General features: G+C 33.6%; 5 protein-coding genes. All 5 read left to right on the forward strand.

Features of this window, described 5'->3' with window-relative positions; genetic code table 11:
- The first annotated feature begins 22 nt into the window (after positions 1-22).
- The 5 genes from FJOH_RS10865 (at position 23) to FJOH_RS10885 (ending at position 21989) form a co-directional block, all read left to right on the forward strand.
- The gene (locus FJOH_RS10865) at positions 23-991 is read left to right on the forward strand and encodes an NAD-dependent epimerase/dehydratase family protein (RefSeq protein ID WP_012024157.1); all 969 of its coding nucleotides are present in this window, start codon (positions 23-25) and stop codon (positions 989-991) included.
- A 305-nt stretch (positions 992-1296) separates the two neighbouring features.
- Entirely contained in the window at positions 1297-9981 is an 8685-nt protein-coding gene (locus FJOH_RS10870) for a non-ribosomal peptide synthetase (protein WP_012024158.1), read from the forward strand.
- A gap of 73 nt (positions 9982-10054) precedes the next feature.
- Positions 10055-16471 (forward strand): non-ribosomal peptide synthetase, encoded by a 6417-nt coding sequence (locus FJOH_RS10875; protein WP_012024159.1) that lies wholly within the window; start codon positions 10055-10057, stop codon positions 16469-16471.
- Positions 16472-16477: 6 nt separating this feature from the next.
- A complete protein-coding gene (locus FJOH_RS10880; RefSeq protein ID WP_012024160.1) occupies positions 16478-21184 on the forward strand; it encodes a non-ribosomal peptide synthetase in 4707 nt (1568 codons plus the stop codon).
- 28 nt (positions 21185-21212) lie between these two features.
- Positions 21213-21989, forward strand: coding sequence for an SDR family oxidoreductase (locus tag FJOH_RS10885; protein ID WP_012024161.1), 777 nt, complete (start codon positions 21213-21215; stop codon positions 21987-21989).
- Positions 21990-22009: the final 20 nt, after the last annotated feature.

The raw sequence follows: 22009 nt of genomic DNA on the forward strand, positions 1-22009 counted from the left end.
TATTAACCATTAAAAAAAAATTATGAATAAGAAAATTTTAGTTATAGGTGCATGCGGTCAGATTGGCACAGAACTTACCTTGAGATTGAGACAAATATACGGAGTTGAAAATGTTATTGCCTCTGATATTGTAAAACCTGATAATGATGTTGTTAATCAAGGATATTTTGAAATTATCGACGCTTTGAATTTTGATCAAGTCGAGTATTTTGTTGAAAAATATAGTATTGATGAAGTGTATTTATTGTCGGCTTTATTGTCGGCTTCGGCAGAAAAAGCATACGCTTTTGCATGGGATTTAAATATGAATTCGCTTTTTCATGTGCTTAATTTAGCAAAAGAGAAAAAAATAAAAAAAATATTCTGGCCTTCAAGCATAGCCGTTTTTGGAAATAATACACCACGCGAAAAAACACCTCAATATACTGTTATGGAGCCTTCTACTGTGTATGGAATCAGTAAACAAACTGGAGAAAGATGGTGCGAATATTATCATAAAACTTTTGGTGTAGATGTTCGAAGTGTAAGATATCCCGGAATCATCAGCTGGTCTGCGCCGCCGGGTGGAGGAACAACAGATTATGCAGTCGATATTTTTCATTCGGCAATAAAAGAGCAAAAATATCATTGCTTTTTATCTCCGGAAACCAAACTGCCAATGATGTATATTGATGATGCAATAGATGCGGCAATCGACATTATGGATGCACCTGGTGATTTAATAAAAATTAGATCCTCTTATAACTTGTCGGCAATGAGTTTCAGTCCTCACGAAATAGCCAATGAAATTAAAAAGCACATTCCTGAGTTTGAAATAACTTATAAAGAAAACGATTTTCGACAAACGATTGCTGACAGCTGGCCGGACAGCATTGACGACAATAATGCCAGAACAGACTGGAATTGGAAAAATAAGTTTGATCTGCAGGACATGACTTCAATAATGCTGGAAAAATTAGAAGAAACAATTCAAAGTCAAATACTTCTTTAAAAAAATCACAGGAAAAATTCATTTATAAAAAACGGACAATCTTAAAATCCTATACAGAAAATACTTTTTTTTAAGCTTTGATAATCAGTAGTTTAATTCGGTATAAGGTTGTTTTGAAATTAGTTGAATCCGTAATTTTTATATCAAAAGTCCGTAATTTATAAATGAATCTTCCTATTATTTTAGCATATCGTCTAACGTGTCTTATATATTGAAAATTACACAGTTAGATACCCTTCCTTAGAATCTGGAAACTACGATACATTTAAAACTAAAAAATTTTATTATTTATAAATAAAGATAAAATGAACCACATCAATGACAAAATAGCAAAAGATTACTGGTACAAAAAAAACAATAGAATTGTGTATACAAAAGAAGGTTTTTCTGAAAACACTTCTGTTGATTTTACCATTGTCGATGCCGGCAGACTCTCTTATTTCTATAAAGTAACAGGAGAAAATACAGATGCAGAATTTACAGTTTTAATTGCACTTTATAATTTACTGCTGCAAAGATATATTGTCGATGGGAATGTATCGTTTTTGAAGTCCTTTTTAGATTCTCAAATAGGATTGTTGAGTTATGAGTTTCAGCCAATTGGTAAAAAAACGGTAAAAGAATTTATACAAGAAACCAAGCAGGAAATTCAGGAAGTGTACAAACATGCTCCTTATTATAAAACTGAGAAAGAAAAAGCGAATGTCGAATATATTCCTTTTCAGTTTAATTACGGAACAGAAAATAAACTGAATGAATCGTTTAGTGAATTGTCATGTCGCATTGAAAAGCTTGAGAATAGAGATTTAAAAATCACTTTACATTATTCTTCAAAATTTGCCGAAAATAATCTAGCACTGCATCTTTTAAAGAATTTTGGAAGATTGCTGGAAGAATTAGAAGCAAATATCAATCTTTCGGCCGTGAAGATTTCTTTGGTATCTAATGAAGAAGAAAAAAACTTACTTTATAATCTAAACTCTCAAAAAACAGATTATAATCGTGCTTTAACTCTCGTAGAAATTGTAGAAAATCAGGTATATAAAACACCTAATGATATTGCAGTTATCTGTAAAGAGAAATCCCTTACTTATGGTGAATTAAATAAACTTGCCAACCAGCTTTCTAACTATCTGATACAACAAGGAGTATCTGAAGGTGATTTTGTTGGAGTTAAATTGGAAAGAAGCGAAAAATTGCTTGTGTCTATATTAGCAGTTTTAAAAGCTGGGGCGACTTATGTACCTCTGGATGTTAATTATCCTGCAGAAAGAATCGCATACATTGAAACTGACAGCAATTGCAAATTGGTTATTACGGGTGCTGTATACGATGATTTTCTGGAAAGCCAGGAAAAATATAATATAGAAAATATCTCATTGAACAGAAAATCAGATGATACGGCATATATTATTTATACTTCAGGAACTACAGGAAATCCAAAAGGTGTAATGATAACGCATCAAAATGCTGTTGCTTTAATTCATTGGGCACAAGAAGAATTTAATCCGGAAAATTTTGAAATTGTATACGCAGCTACATCACATTGTTTTGATCTTTCGATATACGAAATGTTTTACCCATTATCTGTTGGAAAAAGAATCAAAATATTAAATAACGCCCTGGAGATTGGACCAGAATTGACAAAAGATAAAAACATCTTATTGAATACAGTTCCGTCAAGTATCCGAAATATTTTAGCTGAAGGATTTTCTCTTGAAAATGTAAGCATTATTAATCTTGCCGGAGAACCGTTTCCGGTTGATATAGCCAAAAAGTTATTGCAGACCAATGCCGAAATTAGAAATCTGTACGGCCCGTCTGAAGATACAACTTACAGTACCTGCTATAAATTATCTTCAGCAAAAAACTATCAGACTATACCAATTGGTAAAGCCATTTCGAATACTCAGGCTTATATTTTAGATGAAGAACTGCAATTAGTGCCTATGGGTACAATTGGAAAATTATACCTTTCAGGAGATGGAATTGCAAATGGTTATCTCAATAAACCAGAATTGACTGCAGCAAAGTTTATAGAAAACCCTTTTGCTGAAGGGCACAAAATGTATGATACAGGCGATTTAGTAAAATGGATGCCTGATGGAAATCTGGCTTTTCTTGGCAGAAAAGACCATCAGATAAAACTTCGCGGTTATCGTATTGAACTTGAAGAAATAGAAAATGTAATTTCTTCCTTTTCTGAAAATATTGGACAGGCAGTTGTTGCAGTAAGAAAAAATAATGGTGAAGATTTTTTAGCTGCCTATTTTACAGAAATTGAAAATGTAAGTAAAACAGATTTAAGAGCTTATTTAGAAAAGCAGCTTCCGGCTTACATGATTCCATCTTATTTTACAGCGGTAGAAAAAATTCCATTAACTCCAAACGGCAAGATAAACAAAGATGCCCTTTCTGAAATTACGGATGCTTTCATTGTTAAAAACGAGTATGAAGCTCCTTCGGATGCTGTTGAAAACGAATTAGTTGAGATTTGGGAGCAGACTCTCGGAATTTCTCCAATTGGTGTAAATGATCATTTTTTTGAATTGGGAGGTCATAGTTTAATGATTTCTCAGATTATAAATGCGATTTACAAGAACCTTAATAAAAGCGTTCCATACAAAGTTTTTTATACCAATCCTACAATCAAAGATTTAAGAAAGTCATTGAAGGATCAGGAATATTTACCAATCCCTTTAACACCTTATTCTGAATCGTACCCATTAACACATTCCCAAAACAGGTTATGGATGTTAAGCCAATTAGAAGGCGGAAACGAAGCCTATCAAATATCCGGAGCTGTAGTTTTGAAAGGACAATTAAATGCTTATAATTTTTGTAATGCATTCGATCATGTAATTACGCATCACGAAGTTCTTAGAACGATTTTTAAGAAAAATGAAGAAGGAACTGTAAAACAATATATTATTCCTGATAATGAATTTCATTTTGCAATAGAAAATAAAGATTTTTCTACTTCTACATCTCCGTATGAAGAGATACAAAGTTATATAGGAGAAAAAAATAAAGAAAGTTATAATCTGGCAGAAGCACCTTTATTTAAAGCCTCTTTATTAAAGACTGCTGCTGATAATTTTGTGTTCTATTTGTCGATTCACCACCTTATAAGCGATGGATGGTCATTAAAAGTCCTAACTGCACAAGTTTTAGAATATTATACCATTTTAGAATCTGGAAATGTTATTCCATCTCCTGAACATAAAATTCAGTTTAAGGATTATGCTGCCTGGACGCAGGATGAACAAAATAAGAAAAACTACCAGCTGGCACAAGAATATTGGTTAAAGCAGTTTGAAGAAACTGTGCCTGTACTTCAGTTACCGGGATATAACGGTCGTCCTGCTGTAAAAACCTATGCAGGAAACCAATACCGTCATACATTTTCGAAAGAATTGTTTACTGAATTAAAAAATCTTTCTAAAGGGTATCAGGTAACTTTATTTACAGCATTAATGGCAGGTGTAAAAACTTTATTATCAAGATATGCCAGCCAGAATGATATTGTTATTGGAACTCCAATAGCCGGAAGGGAGCATCCGGATTTAGAACATCAAATAGGTTTATATATCAATACACTTGCTGTAAGAACTTTATTGAACCCAAAAGAAACATTTTCTGCATTACTTCAAAGAGAAGGTAAACAGCTTTTAGAAGCCTATGAACATCAGAATTATCCTTTTGATGCTTTGGTAGAACAATTAAAACTATCGAGAGATACCTCAAGATCTCCTTTGTTCGATATTATGGTCGTTTTGCAAAATCAGCATCAGGTATCTAATTTTATAGATAAAAAATCTTCAGAGATAACTATCGAAGATTTTGAAATTAGCAGTGAAGTTTCTGCTTTTGATATCGTCTTTACTTTTACAGAAAAAGAAACACTGGAACTTGAAATTCTCTATAATACAGATATTTATACTGCTGAATATATTGAGAGACTATCTGCGCATTTAGAAAATCTGCTGCAGCAAGTTGTTAAAAAACCTCAAGTGCTTTTAGAAGAAATAGAATTAGTATCTGAAGACGAAAAAGTAATCTTACTGAATGAATTTAACGATACAGATTTTGTTTTTGATACAGATAAAACTGTTATTGATCATTTCTTACAGCAAGTTCGAAAAACACCTCAAAAAACAGCTGTTATTGTTGATGATCAAACTTTGACCTATGCTGAATTGGATGAAATGTCTAATAAACTGGCCAATTATCTTATTGAAAATTATCAGCTTGGAAAAGGAAATTTTGCAGCAGTTAAGCTGGAAAGAGGTTTATATTTGATCATATCTTTATTAGGAATTTTAAAAACTGGTGCTGCTTATGTTCCTGTTGACATAAACTATCCGGAAAACAGGATAAAAGATATTCTTGACGACGTTTCCCCAAAAGCAATAATAGACGACGCATTTTGGAATGATTTTGATTCTAATGAAAGCTCTGCTTTACAGCCTAAAACACTGCCAAAAGGCACAGACCTGGCTTATGTAATTTACACTTCTGGATCTACAGGAAAACCAAAAGGAGTGATGATTGCACATCAGAGTTTGGTAAACTTATGTTTTTGGCATAAAAAGGCATATAATGTCGATGAAAACAGCAGAGGTACTTTATTTTCTGGAGTTGCATTCGATGCTTCTGTTTGGGAAATATATCCTTATCTAATATCAGGTGCGGTTTTATATCCAATTCAAAAAGACGAAATACGTCTTCAAATACCTGAATTAGTTTCGTTTTTGGTAAAAAACGAAATAACGCACAGTTACCTTCCTTCAAAAATCTGTCAGGATCTAATGGCTGAAACTAATTTGAAACTGCCAGCTTTAATTCTTACCGGAGGTGAACGTTTAAATTATGCAGTAGATACTTCTCTACAGGTATTTAATAATTATGGACCAACAGAAAATACTGTTGTAACAACTTATTATGATTGTAAAAAAGCTCTGAATGAAAAGGTATCTATAGGAAAACCTGTTGCCAATACACAGGTTTATATTTTATCTGAAAATTTAAAATTACAGCCAGTTGGTGTAATTGGAGAATTGTGTATTTCTGGAATTGGACTTTCAAAAGGATATTTGAACCAGCCGGAATTAACCAAAGAAAAGTTCATTCAAAATCCATTTGAACCTGAAGAAAAATTATATAAAACAGGAGATTTAGCCAGATGGCTTCCAGACGGAAATCTTGAATATGTAGGAAGAAAAGACAACCAGGTTAAAATTAGAGGAAACAGAGTTGAATTAGGAGAAATTGAATATGTTATCAGAGAGTTTGATTCAGCGATTTCCAATGCTGTGGTTTTGGTAAAAGAAGTAAAGAATGAACCGTTTATAATTGCTTATTACACTACAGGAAAATCTGTTGATAAAAAAGAACTTAGAAAATATTTAAAAGATAAGCTGGCTGATTATATGATTCCTGCTTATTATGTAGAACTTGAAACGCTGCAGCTGAATGCAAATGGAAAAGTAGATCTTTCTAAACTGCCTGCCATATCAGAATCAGATATTGTTAAGAAAGAATATATAGCACCTGCCAATCAAACAGAAGAAAAAATTGCCGTAATCTGGCAGGAACTTTTAGGACATCAAAAAATTGGTGCTGGAGATGATTTCTTTGAACTTGGAGGGCACAGTTTATTATTAACTAAGTTATTAAACGAATACCAGAGAGTATTTAAAATTGCAGTCAATCTAAAAACTCTTTATACAAATTCAAGTCTTAAAAGCCATGCAGCGCTTTTGATAAATTCAAAAGAAGAAATCGCTGTTATTGAAAAATTATCGTATCAGGAATTTTATGATTTATCTCCTTCGCAGGTTAGATATTGGTTATTGTATAAAATAAACGGAAAATCAAAAGAGTTTAATATCTACAGTACGTTCAATCTACCGGAAAATCTAAATACGGCTGTTTTTGAACAGGCATTTAATATTCTTTTAGAACGACACGAAATTTTAAGAAGCTTATTTGCTGAAGAAGCCGGAATGCCAAAACAAAAAATAATACAAAATCTGGCGGTGCGAATTCCTGTTTTTGAGTCAGAAACAGAGATTAAACTGCATGTATTCGAGTACGAATTTGATCTTGAATTAGATTTATTGTTTAGAGCAGCGGTCTTAAAAAAAGGTGCAGGTTACAGTTTATATTTTAATATGCATCATAGTATTGGCGACGGCTGGTCTATGGGAATTATTTCCAGAGATTTAATGGAAATATATAACGCTTTACTAGAAGGAAGAATAGCTCAGCTTCCGGAACTAACCATACAATACAAGGATTATGCACAATGGCAGAATAATGTATTGCAGTCACAAGAAATCAAAATCCAGGAAAATTATTGGAAAGAACAATTTGCAGGAACGCTGCCGTATCTGCAATTACCATCAGATTATATTTCAAAGCTGAAAAAAGCAGAAACATCATCTTCATACACCCTATTTATTTCTGATGAAAAGAAGAAGAAAATAGAAGAGTTATCAAGAAAAAACGGTGCCAGTGTATTCGCAGTATTTGCTGCCGTTTTAAAAGTGTTATTGTACCGTTTAACTTCAGAAGAAGATATCATTCTTGGAATCCCAACAGCAAACAGAAATCATTATCAATTAAAGAATCTGGCAGGGTGTTTTATCAATACACTTATGCTTCGTGATACAATAAACAGTAATTTTTCTTTTGAAACCTGGCTGGCAAAAGTCAACGAAACTTTGATTAACGCTCTAACACATCAAAATTATCCTTTCGAAAAGGTCTTGGAATTAATTGATATTCCTCAGGATGATAATCGTTTTCCGTTAAGTCCCGTTTTCTTAAACATGGTCGATTTTGATGCTGGATCACTGGATACTATTACAGCATTCACATCAACTCATGAAGTACTAAATACTGCTCCTAAATTTGATTTTGAATGTTATATAAAAAGTTTCGAAAATGGTTACAGTATTAACTGTGTGTACGATCATGAACTGTTTAAAAAAGAAACTATTCAATATTGGATAAATGCCTATTTGTCTATTATAGATCAGGTTATAGAAAATGATAAAAAAGCATTGTTTGAAATTAAAATTTTTGAAGACTTTATTTATCAGGAAAACGATCTCAAACCGGTTAATGATTTTGGATTTTTTGAAGCAAGCGAAATACAGCAGAGTATAGCACAACGATTTGAAAAACAAGTAGAATTGTTTCCAGACCGCGAAGCCGTTGCATCAAAAAATACCGTGCTTACCTATAAAAAACTTAATAATTGCGCGAATCATTTAGCACAACAAATAATAGAAAAAGCCAGCACAGAAACTAAACGAGTTGCATTGCTTTTAAATCACAACGAAACCTCTGTAATAGGAATGCTTGGAGTGCTTAAAGCAGGCTATGCTTATGTTCCTATAGATGCAAATAGTCCGTTGAGCAGAATTCAGTATATTATTGAAGATTCTGGATGTGATCAATTAGTTTGTAATGAAGTTACTGTAGAAAAAGCAAATCAGTTAAAGAAAGAATTACCGCAATTGTCAATTACAAAGCTTTCTGAAAATTACAATCTTCCAGAAATCTTAAATCCAAAACAGAGTTCAAGCCCTTTAGCAGAAGCGTATGTTTTGTATACATCAGGATCAACAGGTATGCCAAAAGGAGTTTTACAGATCCAGAAAAATGTTCTTCACTTTATTCGTGTATATACAAACAATGTTCATATCGCGATACAGGATAATTTAAGCGTTTTTTCGACTTATACTTTCGATGCTTCTGTAAAAGATATTTATGGAGCGATTTTAAACGGAGCCAAAGTAAGTATTTATGATATTGTTGAAAACGGACTAGATTCACTTTCTGAATGGCTTTTGGCAGAAAATATTACCATTATACACATGGTGCCAACGATTTACAGGAATTTTTTAAAAGGACTGAAAAAAGATGAAGCCGTGCCAACAGTACGATTAGTCGATTTAGGAGGAGAATCATGCCATAAATCAGATTTGGAATTGTTTAAAGAACATTTCCTTGAAGGTGCATTTTTGGTTAATGATTATGGTCCAACAGAATCTACTATTGTGGCTCAAAAATTCTTGTCGCATGAATCTGAATTGACAAGAAATAATATGCCATTAGGTAAATCTGTAGAAGAAACAAAGGTTTTCTTATTAGATGAAAATAATAAACCAAAAGGTATTTATCAAACAGGGGAAATTGTTTTCAAAAGCGATTATCTGTCTCTAGGATATCTAAACCGACAGGAATTAACAGATAAGGTTTTTACAACAGATCCTTTAACCGGAAACGGCAGAGTTTATAAATCCGGCGATATAGGAATGATGCTTCCTTCGGGAGAAATTGAATTCTTACAACGAAAAGATTCTCAGGTAAAAATCAACGGATTGCGAATTGAATTATCTGAAATAGAATATCAATTAGAGCAGATTGAGTTTATAAATGAAGCAGTGGTTTTGTTGAAAGAATTACAAGAAAACAGTTATATAACAGCTTATGTTCGATCTGAAGAAATTCTGGATGTGACCAAAATAAAATTGCTTTTAGGTAAAATATTACCCAAATATATGATTCCGGCAATCTACATTTCAATGGAAAATTTCCCATTGACACGAACTGGAAAAATAGAAAGAAAAGCTTTGCCAGATCCCGTAATTTCTGATTTAAAAACGGTTCCTTATGAAGCTCCGGCAAACGATGTTGAAAGCAGACTAGTACACATTTGGGCAGAAGTCCTTAAGCTTGATCCTGCTGTAATTGGCACCAATGACAATTTCTTTGAGTTAGGAGGAAATAGTCTGCAGGCTGTGGTTTTAATTAACAAAATAAACAAAATATACAACACGGTATTTTCTATCACAAATCTATACGAGACCTTAACTATAAAAGGATTAGCAGTGCTGCTTAATTTCTATTTAATTCAGAAAAACGAATTTGATATGGTACTTCAGGAAGAAGATCAAGATGAAATTATTCTGTAAAGTTTCTAAAGACCAAAATAATCATTAACAAATAAAATAAAGACCCGGCAATGCTGGACTTAAATCAATTTTTATGAAAAATGACATCTTAAATAAACTTCTTTCTCTTGGAGTTCAGCTGAAAATAATTGATGGTAATCTTAAAGTAAATGCCCCAAAAGGAGTATTGACAAAAGAATTATTAGAAGAAATTAAAGAATACAAGGCCTATTTAATTAGTTTAATATCCTTTAATACATCTATTCCCAAAACTGAGATTAAAGAAAATTACGCCTTAACACCAACTCAGTATTTTATGTGGTTTACACATGAACATTTGGGCGGAAAAAGAGCATATAATATAACATCGACATTAAAACTGAAAGGAAAGCTGAACGAATTTCTTCTTGAAAAAGCATTTCAGAAGGTTATAACACGTCATGAATCGCTTAGAACAGTTTTTAAGAAAGACGAGAATGATCAGGTTCAGCAGCATATTTTATCATCAGATGAAGTTCATTTTAAATTACAAAAGGCAGCATTGCAGCATTTTTCTGTAGAGCAGCTTCATAACCGCATTAAGTTAGAATACTTAAATACATTCGATCTGGAAAAAGGACCTTTGTTAAACGGTACTTTGTTAAAAACCAGCGAAGAAGAACATATTTTAGTATTTGTATTACATCATATTATTGGCGACGGATGGTCATTACAGCTGCTGACTCGTGAGATTATGCTTGTCTATAACAGCTTGGCAAGTGCTGAAGAAGTACAATTGCAAGAACTGTCAATACAATACAAAGATTACAGCGAATGGCTGAATAAAAAGCTTATCAGCGATGAATACAACCAAAAACTTGAGTTTTGGAAAGAACAGTTTAAAACTAAATCTCCCGCTTTGGAGCTAATTATGAATAAACGTCCGACTGTAAAAACGTATAACGGACGTATTTATAATCACGAATTTTCTAAGCAGTTTTTAGGAGAACTAAATGCATTTGCTAAAGAGCAGCAAATGACTCTTTTCATGTTGTTAATGGGAAGTCTCAACGGATTATTTTATAAATATACAGGCCAGACCGATATTACATTAGGAACAACAGCAGCTGGAAGAGAACACACAGATTTGGAACATCAAATAGGATTGTACTCTAATGCATTAGCCATACGTACCAAATTTCACAAAGAGGATAGTTTCTTGGAGTTGATGCAAAAACAAAAAAATACTCTAATCAAAGCGTATGAAAATAAAGAATATCCTTTTACTGCACTTGTTAATCATTTAAAACCGGCAAAAGATCAAAGCAGATCAGCATTGTTTGATATTATGGTTTTACTGCAAAACCATCAGGGATTAGAAATTAATGACCAAAAAGGAATCAATGGAATTACAGCATCTGAATATAATGAAATTGAAAGAGGTGTAAGCCAGTTGGACATTAGTTTTGTTTTTGTAGAAAAAGAACACGGACTTTCTTTAAGTGTAGAATATAACACAGATATTTATAACCAAGACTTTATTACAGCTCTTTTATCTCATTTTGAAGAATTTGTAAAATCAGGTTTGCAAAATCCAAATCAACCCATAAATGATGTTGAGATTGTAACTGCAGCAGAGAAAAATAAAATCCTGACGGAATTTAATCAGGACAATGTTTCTTCTGAAGTTTCTTTGACCGTAATCGATTTAATAAAGTCAGCAGCAGCTGAAAATCCAAATAAAACAGCGCTTGTTTATCAGGAAGAAGAAATAAGTTATAGAACTTTAGATATATACAGCAGTAAATTAGCGAACTATTTACAGCAAAACCGCAATGTAAAAAAAGGGGATTTTGTTGGGATTGGACTGCAAAGAAATTCCTGGAGCATTATAACTATTTTGGCCGTTTTAAAAACGGGTGCCGTATATGTGCCTATAGATCCGGATTACCCTGAAGATAGAAGAAATTATATAGAAAAAGACAGTGGCTGTAAGTTTACAATAACAGCGGCTGTATTAGAAGAATTTAAAAACATTTCGGATCGTTTTATCGGCGAATACAAAGCTGAGGTAAGTCCCGGTGATTTAGCCTACATTATATATACTTCTGGATCTACAGGAAATCCAAAAGGTGTGCAGATAACCCACACATCTTTGACAGATTATGCAGTGACTTTTAAAAACTATTTCCAATTAACGTTGCACGATAGTATAGTACAGCAGGCAAGTATTTCTTTTGATACTTCGATAGAAGAAATTTTCCCAATTCTTGTCAGTGGCGGAAGTATGGTGATTTATGATGGAAAAGGAGATTTTGAAACTCTGTTTCGTCTTTGTGAAAAACACAATGTAACAGTTTTAAGTACAAATCCATACGCATTGCAATATTTAAATGCGGCATACGATCAATTTGATCTTCAAATCAGAATATTAATAAGCGGGGGAGATGTTCTGCAGCCGGATTATATTCATAATTTATGGAATCACATCTCAGTTTACAACACTTACGGACCAACAGAAAGTACGGTATGTGCGACTTATTATCATGTAAACGAAAAACTAAACGCTGTTTCTATTGGAAAACCAATTGCAAACAGACAAGTATATATTATTGAACCCGAAAGTTCTCAATTAGCTCCAGTGGGCATTATTGGAGAACTCTGTATTTCTGGAAAAGGATTATCAGCCGGTTATTTAAATCAGCCCGAACTTACCGCTGAAAAGTTTGTACAAAATCCTTTTATTAAAGGAGAGAGAATGTATCGTACAGGCGATTTAGCATACTGGCTTCCTGATGGAAATATTGAGTATATAGGCAGAATCGACAGTCAGGTTAAGATTCGTGGATTTAGAATTGAGCTGGGAGAGATTGAAACGGCCTTACTTCAATATTCACAAAATGTAAGACAGGCAGTTGCTGCTGTAAAAGAAATCAACGGCGAAAAAGTACTAGCAGCTTATTACGTAAGCACACAGGAAATTGACAAATCAGAGATTCGCAGTTATCTTCAAGGAAAACTGCCGGAATATATGGTTCCTGGTTTTTATATTGCTTTAGACGTTCTTCCGTTAACACCAAATGGAAAAACGGATAGAAAAGCGCTTCCTGAAATAAGCGGAGAAGACCTTATCAGAAAAGAATATGCAGCTCCAAGAAATGCCGCAGAGCAGAATCTGGCTCAAATCTGGCAGGAAGTACTTGGCGTAGATCAGGTTGGTATTACAGATAATTTTTTCGAACTCGGCGGACACAGTCTTGTTGCGGCACAGGTCATTAACCGAATCCAAAAACAGTTAAACAAAAAAGTTTCCTTTAAAGATTTCTTCTCAAACCCAACTATAGAAGCCTTGTCAGCACGATTGAGCGATGCCGGTTATGTATCTATAACACCAGCGCCAATTCAGGAAAGTTATCCGCTGACAGCCTCACAAAACCGACTTTGGCTTTTGAGCCAGCTTGACGGCGGTTCTCTGGCTTATAATATTCCGTTTGCTTTCGAATTATCAGGAGCTTTGGATAAGGATAATTTCCAGGCCTCATTAAAAAAAGTAATCGAGCGTCATGAAATATTAAGAACCTATTTCAAATCAGACGAATCAGGAGTAGTCCGCCAGCATATTTTACAAGCAGATTTAGTTAATTTTAAATTGATTGAAGAAGATTTTACTCAAATCGATAATCAGCAGAAATCTGTATCTAATTATCTGCAGCAGCAAAACCATATTGCTTTTGATTTAGAAAAAGCACCTTTGCTTCGTGCCGGACTTGTAAAGCTTGAGGAGCAGAAACATATTTTCTTTTTAACGATGCACCATATCATTGGAGACGGCTGGTCGCTTGAACTGCTTATTTCTGAGGTTGTTAAAATTTATAATGCTCTAAATGAAGGAAAAGACGCAGATCTTCCGGTATTGAACATTCAATATAAAGACTATGCAGTCTGGCTTTCTAATGAGCTTGAGCAGGAAAAGCATCTTGTTTCTAAAGAATTCTGGATGAATCAGTTTACAGGTGAAATTCCAGTATTGGATCTTCCTAGTTTTAATAAACGTCCGTTATCGCAGAGTTACAAAGGCGATAGTGTAAGTCATACATTTTCGCAGACTTTTTTATACAAATTAAAATCCTATTCAAAAACTCAGGATGCCACCTTGTTTATGACTTTAATGGCAGGAGTAAAAACACTTCTTTATCGTTATACAGGCCAGAACGATCTGGTTATCGGGACACCTATTGCAGGCAGGGAACATCCGGATTTAGAAAATCAGGCTGGACTTTACCTCAATACACTTGCCATAAGAACACAGCTTAAGGAAAAATCACATTTTGCATCAATTTTAAATCAGGAAAAAGAAACGTTGCTCGAAGCTTATCAGCATCAAAATTATCCTTTTGATGAACTTATCGGGAATCTGAACCTAAAGAGAGACATGAGCCGTTCCGCATTATTTGATGTCATGGTGGTGCTGCAAAATCAGTCTCAGCTTCAAAATCTTTCCAGCGGAGATGCATTAACAGGTCTTCAGATTAAGAATTATGAGTTTAAAAATAATACTTCACAATTTGACGTAAGTTTTGTTTTTGTTGAAAGAGAAGAAGGGTTGTCTCTTACAATTCAGTACAATACAGATCTTTATGATTCACTTTTGATCAAAAGAATATCTGCTCATCTGGAAAATTTAATGACTCAGGCATTAGAAAATCCTTCTCTTGCAGTTGAAGAACTGTCCTATATTACTCCAGATGAGAAACTTCAGGTAACAGAGACTTTTAATGCTACTGCTGCGGAATATTCTCGTGATAAGACTATCATAGATAAATTTGAAGAACAGGTTTTAAAAACTCCGGACCAAACCGCTGTTGTTTTTGAGGAAACAGAACTGAGTTATCAATCTTTAAATGCACTGTCTAACCAGCTTGGCGGTTATTTGAGAAAGCATTATGATATCCAGCCTGATGATCTAATCGGCATTAAGCTTGAGAGAAGTGAACGTATGATGGTGGCAGTTCTGGGAATTTTAAAATCAGGAGGTGCTTATGTTCCAATAGATCTTGCTTACCCGCAGTCTAGAATTGAATACATTGAAAAAGACAGCAGCAGCAAACTTATTATTGATGAAAAAGTTCTTGAAGCATTTTACAAAGAAAAAGATGAATATTCGACATTAAACATTGTCAAAAACAATACTCCGTCAAATTTGGCTTATGTTATTTATACTTCTGGAACTACCGGAAATCCTAAAGGAGTAATGGTAGAAAATAGAAATGCGGCAACTTTAATTGACTGGTCAAAAGAAGAATATGCTCATAGTGTATTCGATATAGTTTACGCCGTTACTTCGTATTGTTTTGATTTATCGGTTTATGAATTTTTCTTCACTTTAACAACCGGAAAAACATTGCGAGTACTAAAAAATGCATTAGATATAGAAACCTATATCAATAATGATAAGAATGTATTATTGAATACTGTTCCTTCGGTAGTGAGAAAATTATTAGAAGACAAAGTTTCTTTAAAAAACATTAACGTGCTGAATATGGCAGGAGAAATCCTTCCGACTGATATTATCGATAAGCTGCCTTTAGAGATCATGGAAGTAAGAAATCTTTACGGTCCGTCTGAAGATACAACATATAGTACGAGCTATTTAATAACTTCAAAAGGAAACAGAACAATTTCTGTCGGACGTCCAATATCAAATACACAGGCATGGATACTGAACGAATCTCTTTTACCTGTTCCTGTTGGTATAGCAGGTAAATTATATCTTTCAGGAGAAGGAGTTACAAGAGGATATTTAAACAAACCAGAACTTACTGCTGAAAAGTTTGTTAATAACCCTTTTGTTCAAGGTGGGGTAATGTATGACACAGGCGATCTGGCTTATTGGCTTCCTGATGGGAACATAGAGTTTTTAGGAAGAAAAGATCATCAGGTTAAAATTCGTGGTTTTAGAATAGAATTAGGAGAAATTGAAACCGCTGTTTCTAATTATTCAAGTACAGTAAAACAAGTTGTTGTTGATACAAAAGAAATAGAATCAACTCAGGTTTTAGCAGCTTATTATACAGCCTCAGAAAATATCAATAAAGGAGAATTAAGAAAACATCTTCAGAGTGTACTGCCAGAATTTATGGTTCCTGGTTATTTCATACAATTAGAAAATATGCCATTGACTCCAAACGGAAAAATTGACCGAAAGGCACTTCCCGAAGTATCAGAGAAGCATATTATCAAAAAAGAATATGTGGCACCCAAAACCAAAATAGAAAAGTCATTAGTAACGATTTGGCAGGAGGTTTTAAAAGTAGATAGAATTGGTATTACAGATAATTTTTTCGAGCTGGGCGGCCACAGTCTTATGGCAGGACAGCTTATTAATCGGGTAAACAAACAATTTGATGTGTCGATTAATATAAAAGAAATCTTCATGTCTCCAACAATTGAAATTCTGGCCTTAAATATAGAAAACACAAAATGGATAGAAGAAACTGTTTTAGAAGATTCTACTGCAAAAATATTAATATAAAAGCATATGGAAATACGTTTATTGATTAAAAGATTAAGAGAAGAAGGCGTAATAGTTAAGATGAAAAACGATCAGCTGGAAATATCGCTGCTATATAATCATATAGAAGATGAGACCCTTCAATTGTTGAAAACGCATAAACTGGAAATTATAGATTATTTATCGACGATTTTATCTAAAAACAAAATTGTAGAAATTCCGCTTGTCAAAAAAGCAGATTCTTATCCTTTGACAGCTTCTCAAAACCGCTTTTGGATTGTAAGCCAGTTTGAAGACGCTTCTTTAGCTTACAATATGCCAATTGCTTTAAAGCTAAAAGGACAATTAGATGTAGTAAAATTTGAACAATCCTTTCTTCATCTTTTAGAAAGACATGAAAGCCTGCGCACTTCTTTCAAAATTAATGAAGAAGGAGATCTGCGTCAATTTATAACTTCTATGCATGATTTGGATTTTAGCTTAAATTATATTGATTTAAGTTTAAATGCCGAAACAGAAAAAGCTGTAGAGGAATACATTACAAACCAAAAAGAAATCGTTTTTAATTTAGAGAAAGCACCTCTTGTACGTGTTTCGCTTATTAAATCAGCAGAAAATGAATATGTTTTCTTCATGACTATGCATCATATTATTGGAGACGGCTGGTCATCAGAGCTTTTGGTGAAAGAAGTTATAACAATTTATAACTGTTTGATAGAATCAAAAGAAATAAGTCTGCCAGAATTAAAAATTCAGTATAAAGATTATGCATCATGGTTAAACGAAGAATCGCAGCAGCAGCTTTATAAAAAAGCAGAAACTTACTGGCTGAATCAATTTTCGGGCTCACTTCCTGTGGTTGAATTGCCTAGTTCGAAGAAACGTCCATTGATGAAGACCTATAATGGTGATTTTGTTAACCACCAGTTTACAGTTACATTTTTAGAAAAACTTACGGCTTTTTCACATAAACACGACGTTACCTTGTTTATGACTTTAATGGCCGGAATCAACGCACTTTTGAGCAGATATACCGGCCAGCAGGATATTATTATAGGTTCTCCTATTGCCGGAAGGGAACATCCTGATTTAGAAAACCAAATAGGACTTTATCTCAATACCCTGGCATTTAGAACGAAGATCGATAAAGGCTTTAATTTTATTGATTTATTGCGCCATGAAAAAGATGTAATACTAGGCAGTTACGAACATCAGAATTATCCGTTTGATGAATTGGTTGATAAACTCGAATTAAAACGAGACAACAGCAGATCGGTATTATTTGATGTGATGGTTATACTGCAAAGCCAGTCTAAACTTAATAATTTTGAAAGTGGTAAATTAGAAAATCTAGAATTTAAAGAGTATAAACTAAATACTAAAACATCAAAATTTGATTTTGCTTTTTCTTTTACTGAAAAAACAGATTCTCTTTCGTTAGAAATTAATTACAATACAGATATTTATGATGCTTTTTTTGTTGAAAAAATTGCTTCTCATTTTGAACAGCTGATTACAGAAATGATCGATCAGCCGGAAACTAAAATTCTGGATATTGATTATTTAAGTAAAAAAGAAAAGCAGCTTATTTTAACGGATTTTAATAATACAGCTGCCTATTATACGGAAGATAAATCTATTGTACAATTATTTGAACAACAGGCAGCAAAAACACCAGATCATACTGCCGTAATTTTTGAAGATAAAAAAGTAAGTTACCAGGCTCTAAACGAACAGGCCAATCAGCTGGGCGGTTATTTAAGAAAACATTACAATATTCAGCCGGATGATCTTATTGGTATAAAGCTGCAAAGAAACGAACGTATGATAACGGCTATTCTGGGTATATTAAAATCCGGAGCTGCTTATGTGCCCATTGATCTCTCTTATCCTCAATCCAGAATTGAATATATAGAAAAAGACAGTAACTGCAGGATTATTATCGATGAATCTTTTTTGCAGTCATTTTACGAGGAACAGCATAAGTATTCAGTTGTAAATATTGAAAACAGGAATACTCCAAAAGATTTAGCTTATATAATATATACCTCTGGAACTACCGGAAACCCTAAAGGAGTTATGGTAGAGCATAAAAATGCAATAGCACTGGTAAACTGGTCAAAAGAAGAATATGCCAAAAGCGCATTCGATATGGTATATGGAGTTACGTCATATTGTTTCGATTTATCAGTTTATGAATTTTTCTTCACGCTGGCAATCGGAAAAACATTACGTATTTTAAAAAATGCACTGGACATAGAAAACTATATAAATACAGATCAAAATGTCCTGCTTAATACGGTTCCTTCGGTAGTTAGAAAATTATTAGAAGATAAGATTTCATTAGAAAATATCAAGGTCATTAATATGGCAGGAGAAATTCTGCCGACAGATATTGTGGACCAGCTGCCAATAGAAAAAATGGAAGTAAGAAATCTTTACGGCCCGTCTGAAGATACCACTTACAGTACAAGTCATCTTGTAATTTCAAAAACAAACAGAACTATTTCTATCGGGCGCCCAATGTCAAATACACAAGCCTGGATTTTAAATGAATCTCTTTTACCTGTTCCTGTTGGCATATCGGGTAAATTATATCTTTCCGGAGAAGGAGTTACAAGAGGTTATTTAAACAAACCAGAGCTTACTGCCGAAAAGTTTGTTACTAATCCTTTTATTGAGAATGAAAGAATGTATGATACCGGCGATCTTGCTTATTGGCTTCCTGACGGAAACATAGAATTTTTAGGAAGAAAAGATCATCAGGTTAAAATACGCGGTTTCAGGATAGAATTGGGAGAGATTGAAGCGGCTTTGCTTCAATATTCAACAGATTTAAAACAGGTGGTTGCAGCCGTAAAAGAAGTCAATGGTGAAAAAATATTAGCAGCCTATTATATAAGCACAAAAGAACTGGACAAATCTTCCCTTCGTGCTTTTCTTAAGGATAAACTGCCAGAATATATGGTTCCGGGATTTTATGTAAGGTTAGAAAGTCTGCCATTAACACCTAATGGAAAAATAGATCGTGAGATTCTGCCAGGGATTAATGGAGAAGATCTTATTAGAAAAGAGTATGAGGCGCCAAAAAATGACATAGAAAAGAAACTAGCTGAAATTTGGCAGGAGATTTTATCTTTAAAAGAAGTAGGAATTCATGATAACTTTTTTGAATTAGGAGGACATAGTATGAAGGCTATGAAACTGATTTCGAAAATTAAACAAGAATTCAATATAAATTTTAAGATAAGTGAAATCTTTATCCATCCTACATTATTATCTCAGGCTGAGCAAATTGTTTCACAAGAAAAGAATTTTAACGATACCATTCCTTTATTAAAAAAAGAAACAAGTTATCCTGTTTCATTTGCACAAAGACGATTACTGCCCTTAAGTCAGATAAAAGAAAGTTCTGTTGCTTACAATATGCCAATGAAATTGGTGATAAACGGGTATGATCCTGATCTTTTTATTGAGGCTTTACATGCTGTTGTAGAAAGACATGAAATTTTAAGAACAGTATTTCAGGAAGATGCAAATGGAAACTTCAGGCAATTTGTGAAAACTAACGAAGAATTAGGGCTAAAAATAAAGACTTATGATTTTACTAAAAATCAAAATCCTTATAAAGAAGTATTTGATTATGTTTCTAAAGATTCGCTTGAACCATTTGATATAAAAAGAGGTCCTCTGGTAAGGTTTGCTTTGCTGAAAACAGCTGAAAATACATTTGTGTTTTACAGTAATTTTCATCACATCATTTTTGATGGATGGTCTTATAAAGTCCTTAAAAAAGACATAGAGGTATTTTATAACGCTTTTAAAAACCTTGAAAAGCCATTACTCCCGGATTTGCGTATTCAGTACAAAGATTTTACTGCTTGGCAGTTAAAAACAATAGAAGGTGATGAATACAAGAATCAGAAAAATTTTTGGCTTAATCAGTTTCTGGGAGAAATACCACAGTTAAATCTAAGTTTTGCTGATAAGAGACCTAATTTTAAAACTTACAATGGTTCTATGCTGACCTATTTAATTAAAGAAGAGAATTTTGAGAGTTTTGTAAAATTAACCAATACTACCGGAAGTACACCTTTTTTAAATCTGCTTGGTATTGCAGCTATGGTCTTATACAAAAATTCTCTTCAAAAAGAAATAATAATCGGAAGCCCGGTTTCAGGAAGAGTTCACCCAGATTTAGACGATCAGGTTGGATTTTATGTAAACACACTTCCGTTGCGAATATTTTTAGAAGAAGACAAAACATATCAGGATTTTATAGAAACTATTAAAGAAACTGTGCTGAGTTGTTTTGATAATCAGTCTTATCCGTTCGATATTTTAACAGAAGACCTAAATCAGGGCAGGGATTTGTCCAGAAGTCCGCTTTTTGATGTCATGCTTAATCTAAACGAGTACGAAGTAATTAACGAAAGTTCTATTAAAGCAGGTCAGTATGCAGAAGAAGAGACAGCCAGTAAGTATGATCTTTTACTTGAATTTGACTTATTTAAAGATAATCTGCAGTGCCGTTTTACTTACAATACTGATTTATTTGGGAAAAAAGATATTGAAAAATTGATTCAGGAATTTGAAAAATTACTAGAAACAGTATCTCAAGACCAGCAGTATCCGCTTATAAATTATTTGAATTTGATAATGAGCCAGGAGGAACTTTTGGAACAGGAAGATTTCTTCAGTGCAATTATTTCTGAAATCAGCGAAGAGTTTTAAAACATTTACTAAAGAAAAAAATAATAAAATGAAAAACACAAATAGAGTAGGAATAATAACCGGCGCAAGTTCAGGCATAGGCAGGAATACTGCATTACGTATCGCTTCTGATGGTTTTAGAATTGTTTTAAACGGACGAAACGAAAAAGAATTGGATTTATTAAAACAAGAAATAAATACAAAAACCGGAACAGAAACAGCCATTGTTATTGCTGGTGATGTTACAGATAAAGAAACCCTCGAAAAATGTATTAAGGCTTGTTACGAAAATTGGAATGTAAGTCCAACCCTTTTTGTAGCCTGTGCCGGAAGAGGGCTGCCGGGAACATTAATTACTTCAGATGAAATGCAATGGGAAAATCTATGGCATATAAACGTTCTTGGCTTGCAGCATCAGTTAAAAGCAATTTCTCAGGTTATGATAGCCGAAAGAGAAAAAGGCTCAGATACCGAAACTCCTTCAGATATTGTAGTAATAGGTTCAACGATAGGAAGAAATGTTTCTCCATTTAACTCTGTTTACGGAGCTACAAAATTTGCAACTCATGGTTTAACAGAAGCCCTGCGAAGAGAATTAGGACCTAAAGGAATCAGAGTTACGTTGATTGAGCCAGGTTTGGTTTCGACAAATTTTCAGGAATCTGCAGGTTATGATATGGATTGGTTCGAAAATTACTGTAACGAAATCGGGCCGGTGCTTGTAGGCGATGATGTAGCAAAAGTTGTTCAGTTTTTGGTTCAAATGCCCGGAAATGTGCATTTAGATAATATTTCGATCAGGCCGACAAGACAGTCCTACCCATAATTCAATTTAATTATTCATTT

Origin of the sequence: Flavobacterium johnsoniae UW101 (genome assembly GCF_000016645.1) — a bacterium.
In the GTDB taxonomy this organism is placed as follows: domain Bacteria; phylum Bacteroidota; class Bacteroidia; order Flavobacteriales; family Flavobacteriaceae; genus Flavobacterium; species Flavobacterium johnsoniae.

Coding starts and splice junctions, on each gene's coding strand:
- FJOH_RS10865 (WP_012024157.1), top strand. CDS start 23: ATGAATAAGAAAATTTTAGTTATAGGTGCATGCGGTCAGATTGGCACA.
- FJOH_RS10870 (WP_012024158.1), top strand. CDS start 1,297: ATGAACCACATCAATGACAAAATAGCAAAAGATTACTGGTACAAAAAA.
- FJOH_RS10875 (WP_012024159.1), top strand. CDS start 10,055: ATGAAAAATGACATCTTAAATAAACTTCTTTCTCTTGGAGTTCAGCTG.
- FJOH_RS10880 (WP_012024160.1), top strand. CDS start 16,478: ATGGAAATACGTTTATTGATTAAAAGATTAAGAGAAGAAGGCGTAATA.
- FJOH_RS10885 (WP_012024161.1), top strand. CDS start 21,213: ATGAAAAACACAAATAGAGTAGGAATAATAACCGGCGCAAGTTCAGGC.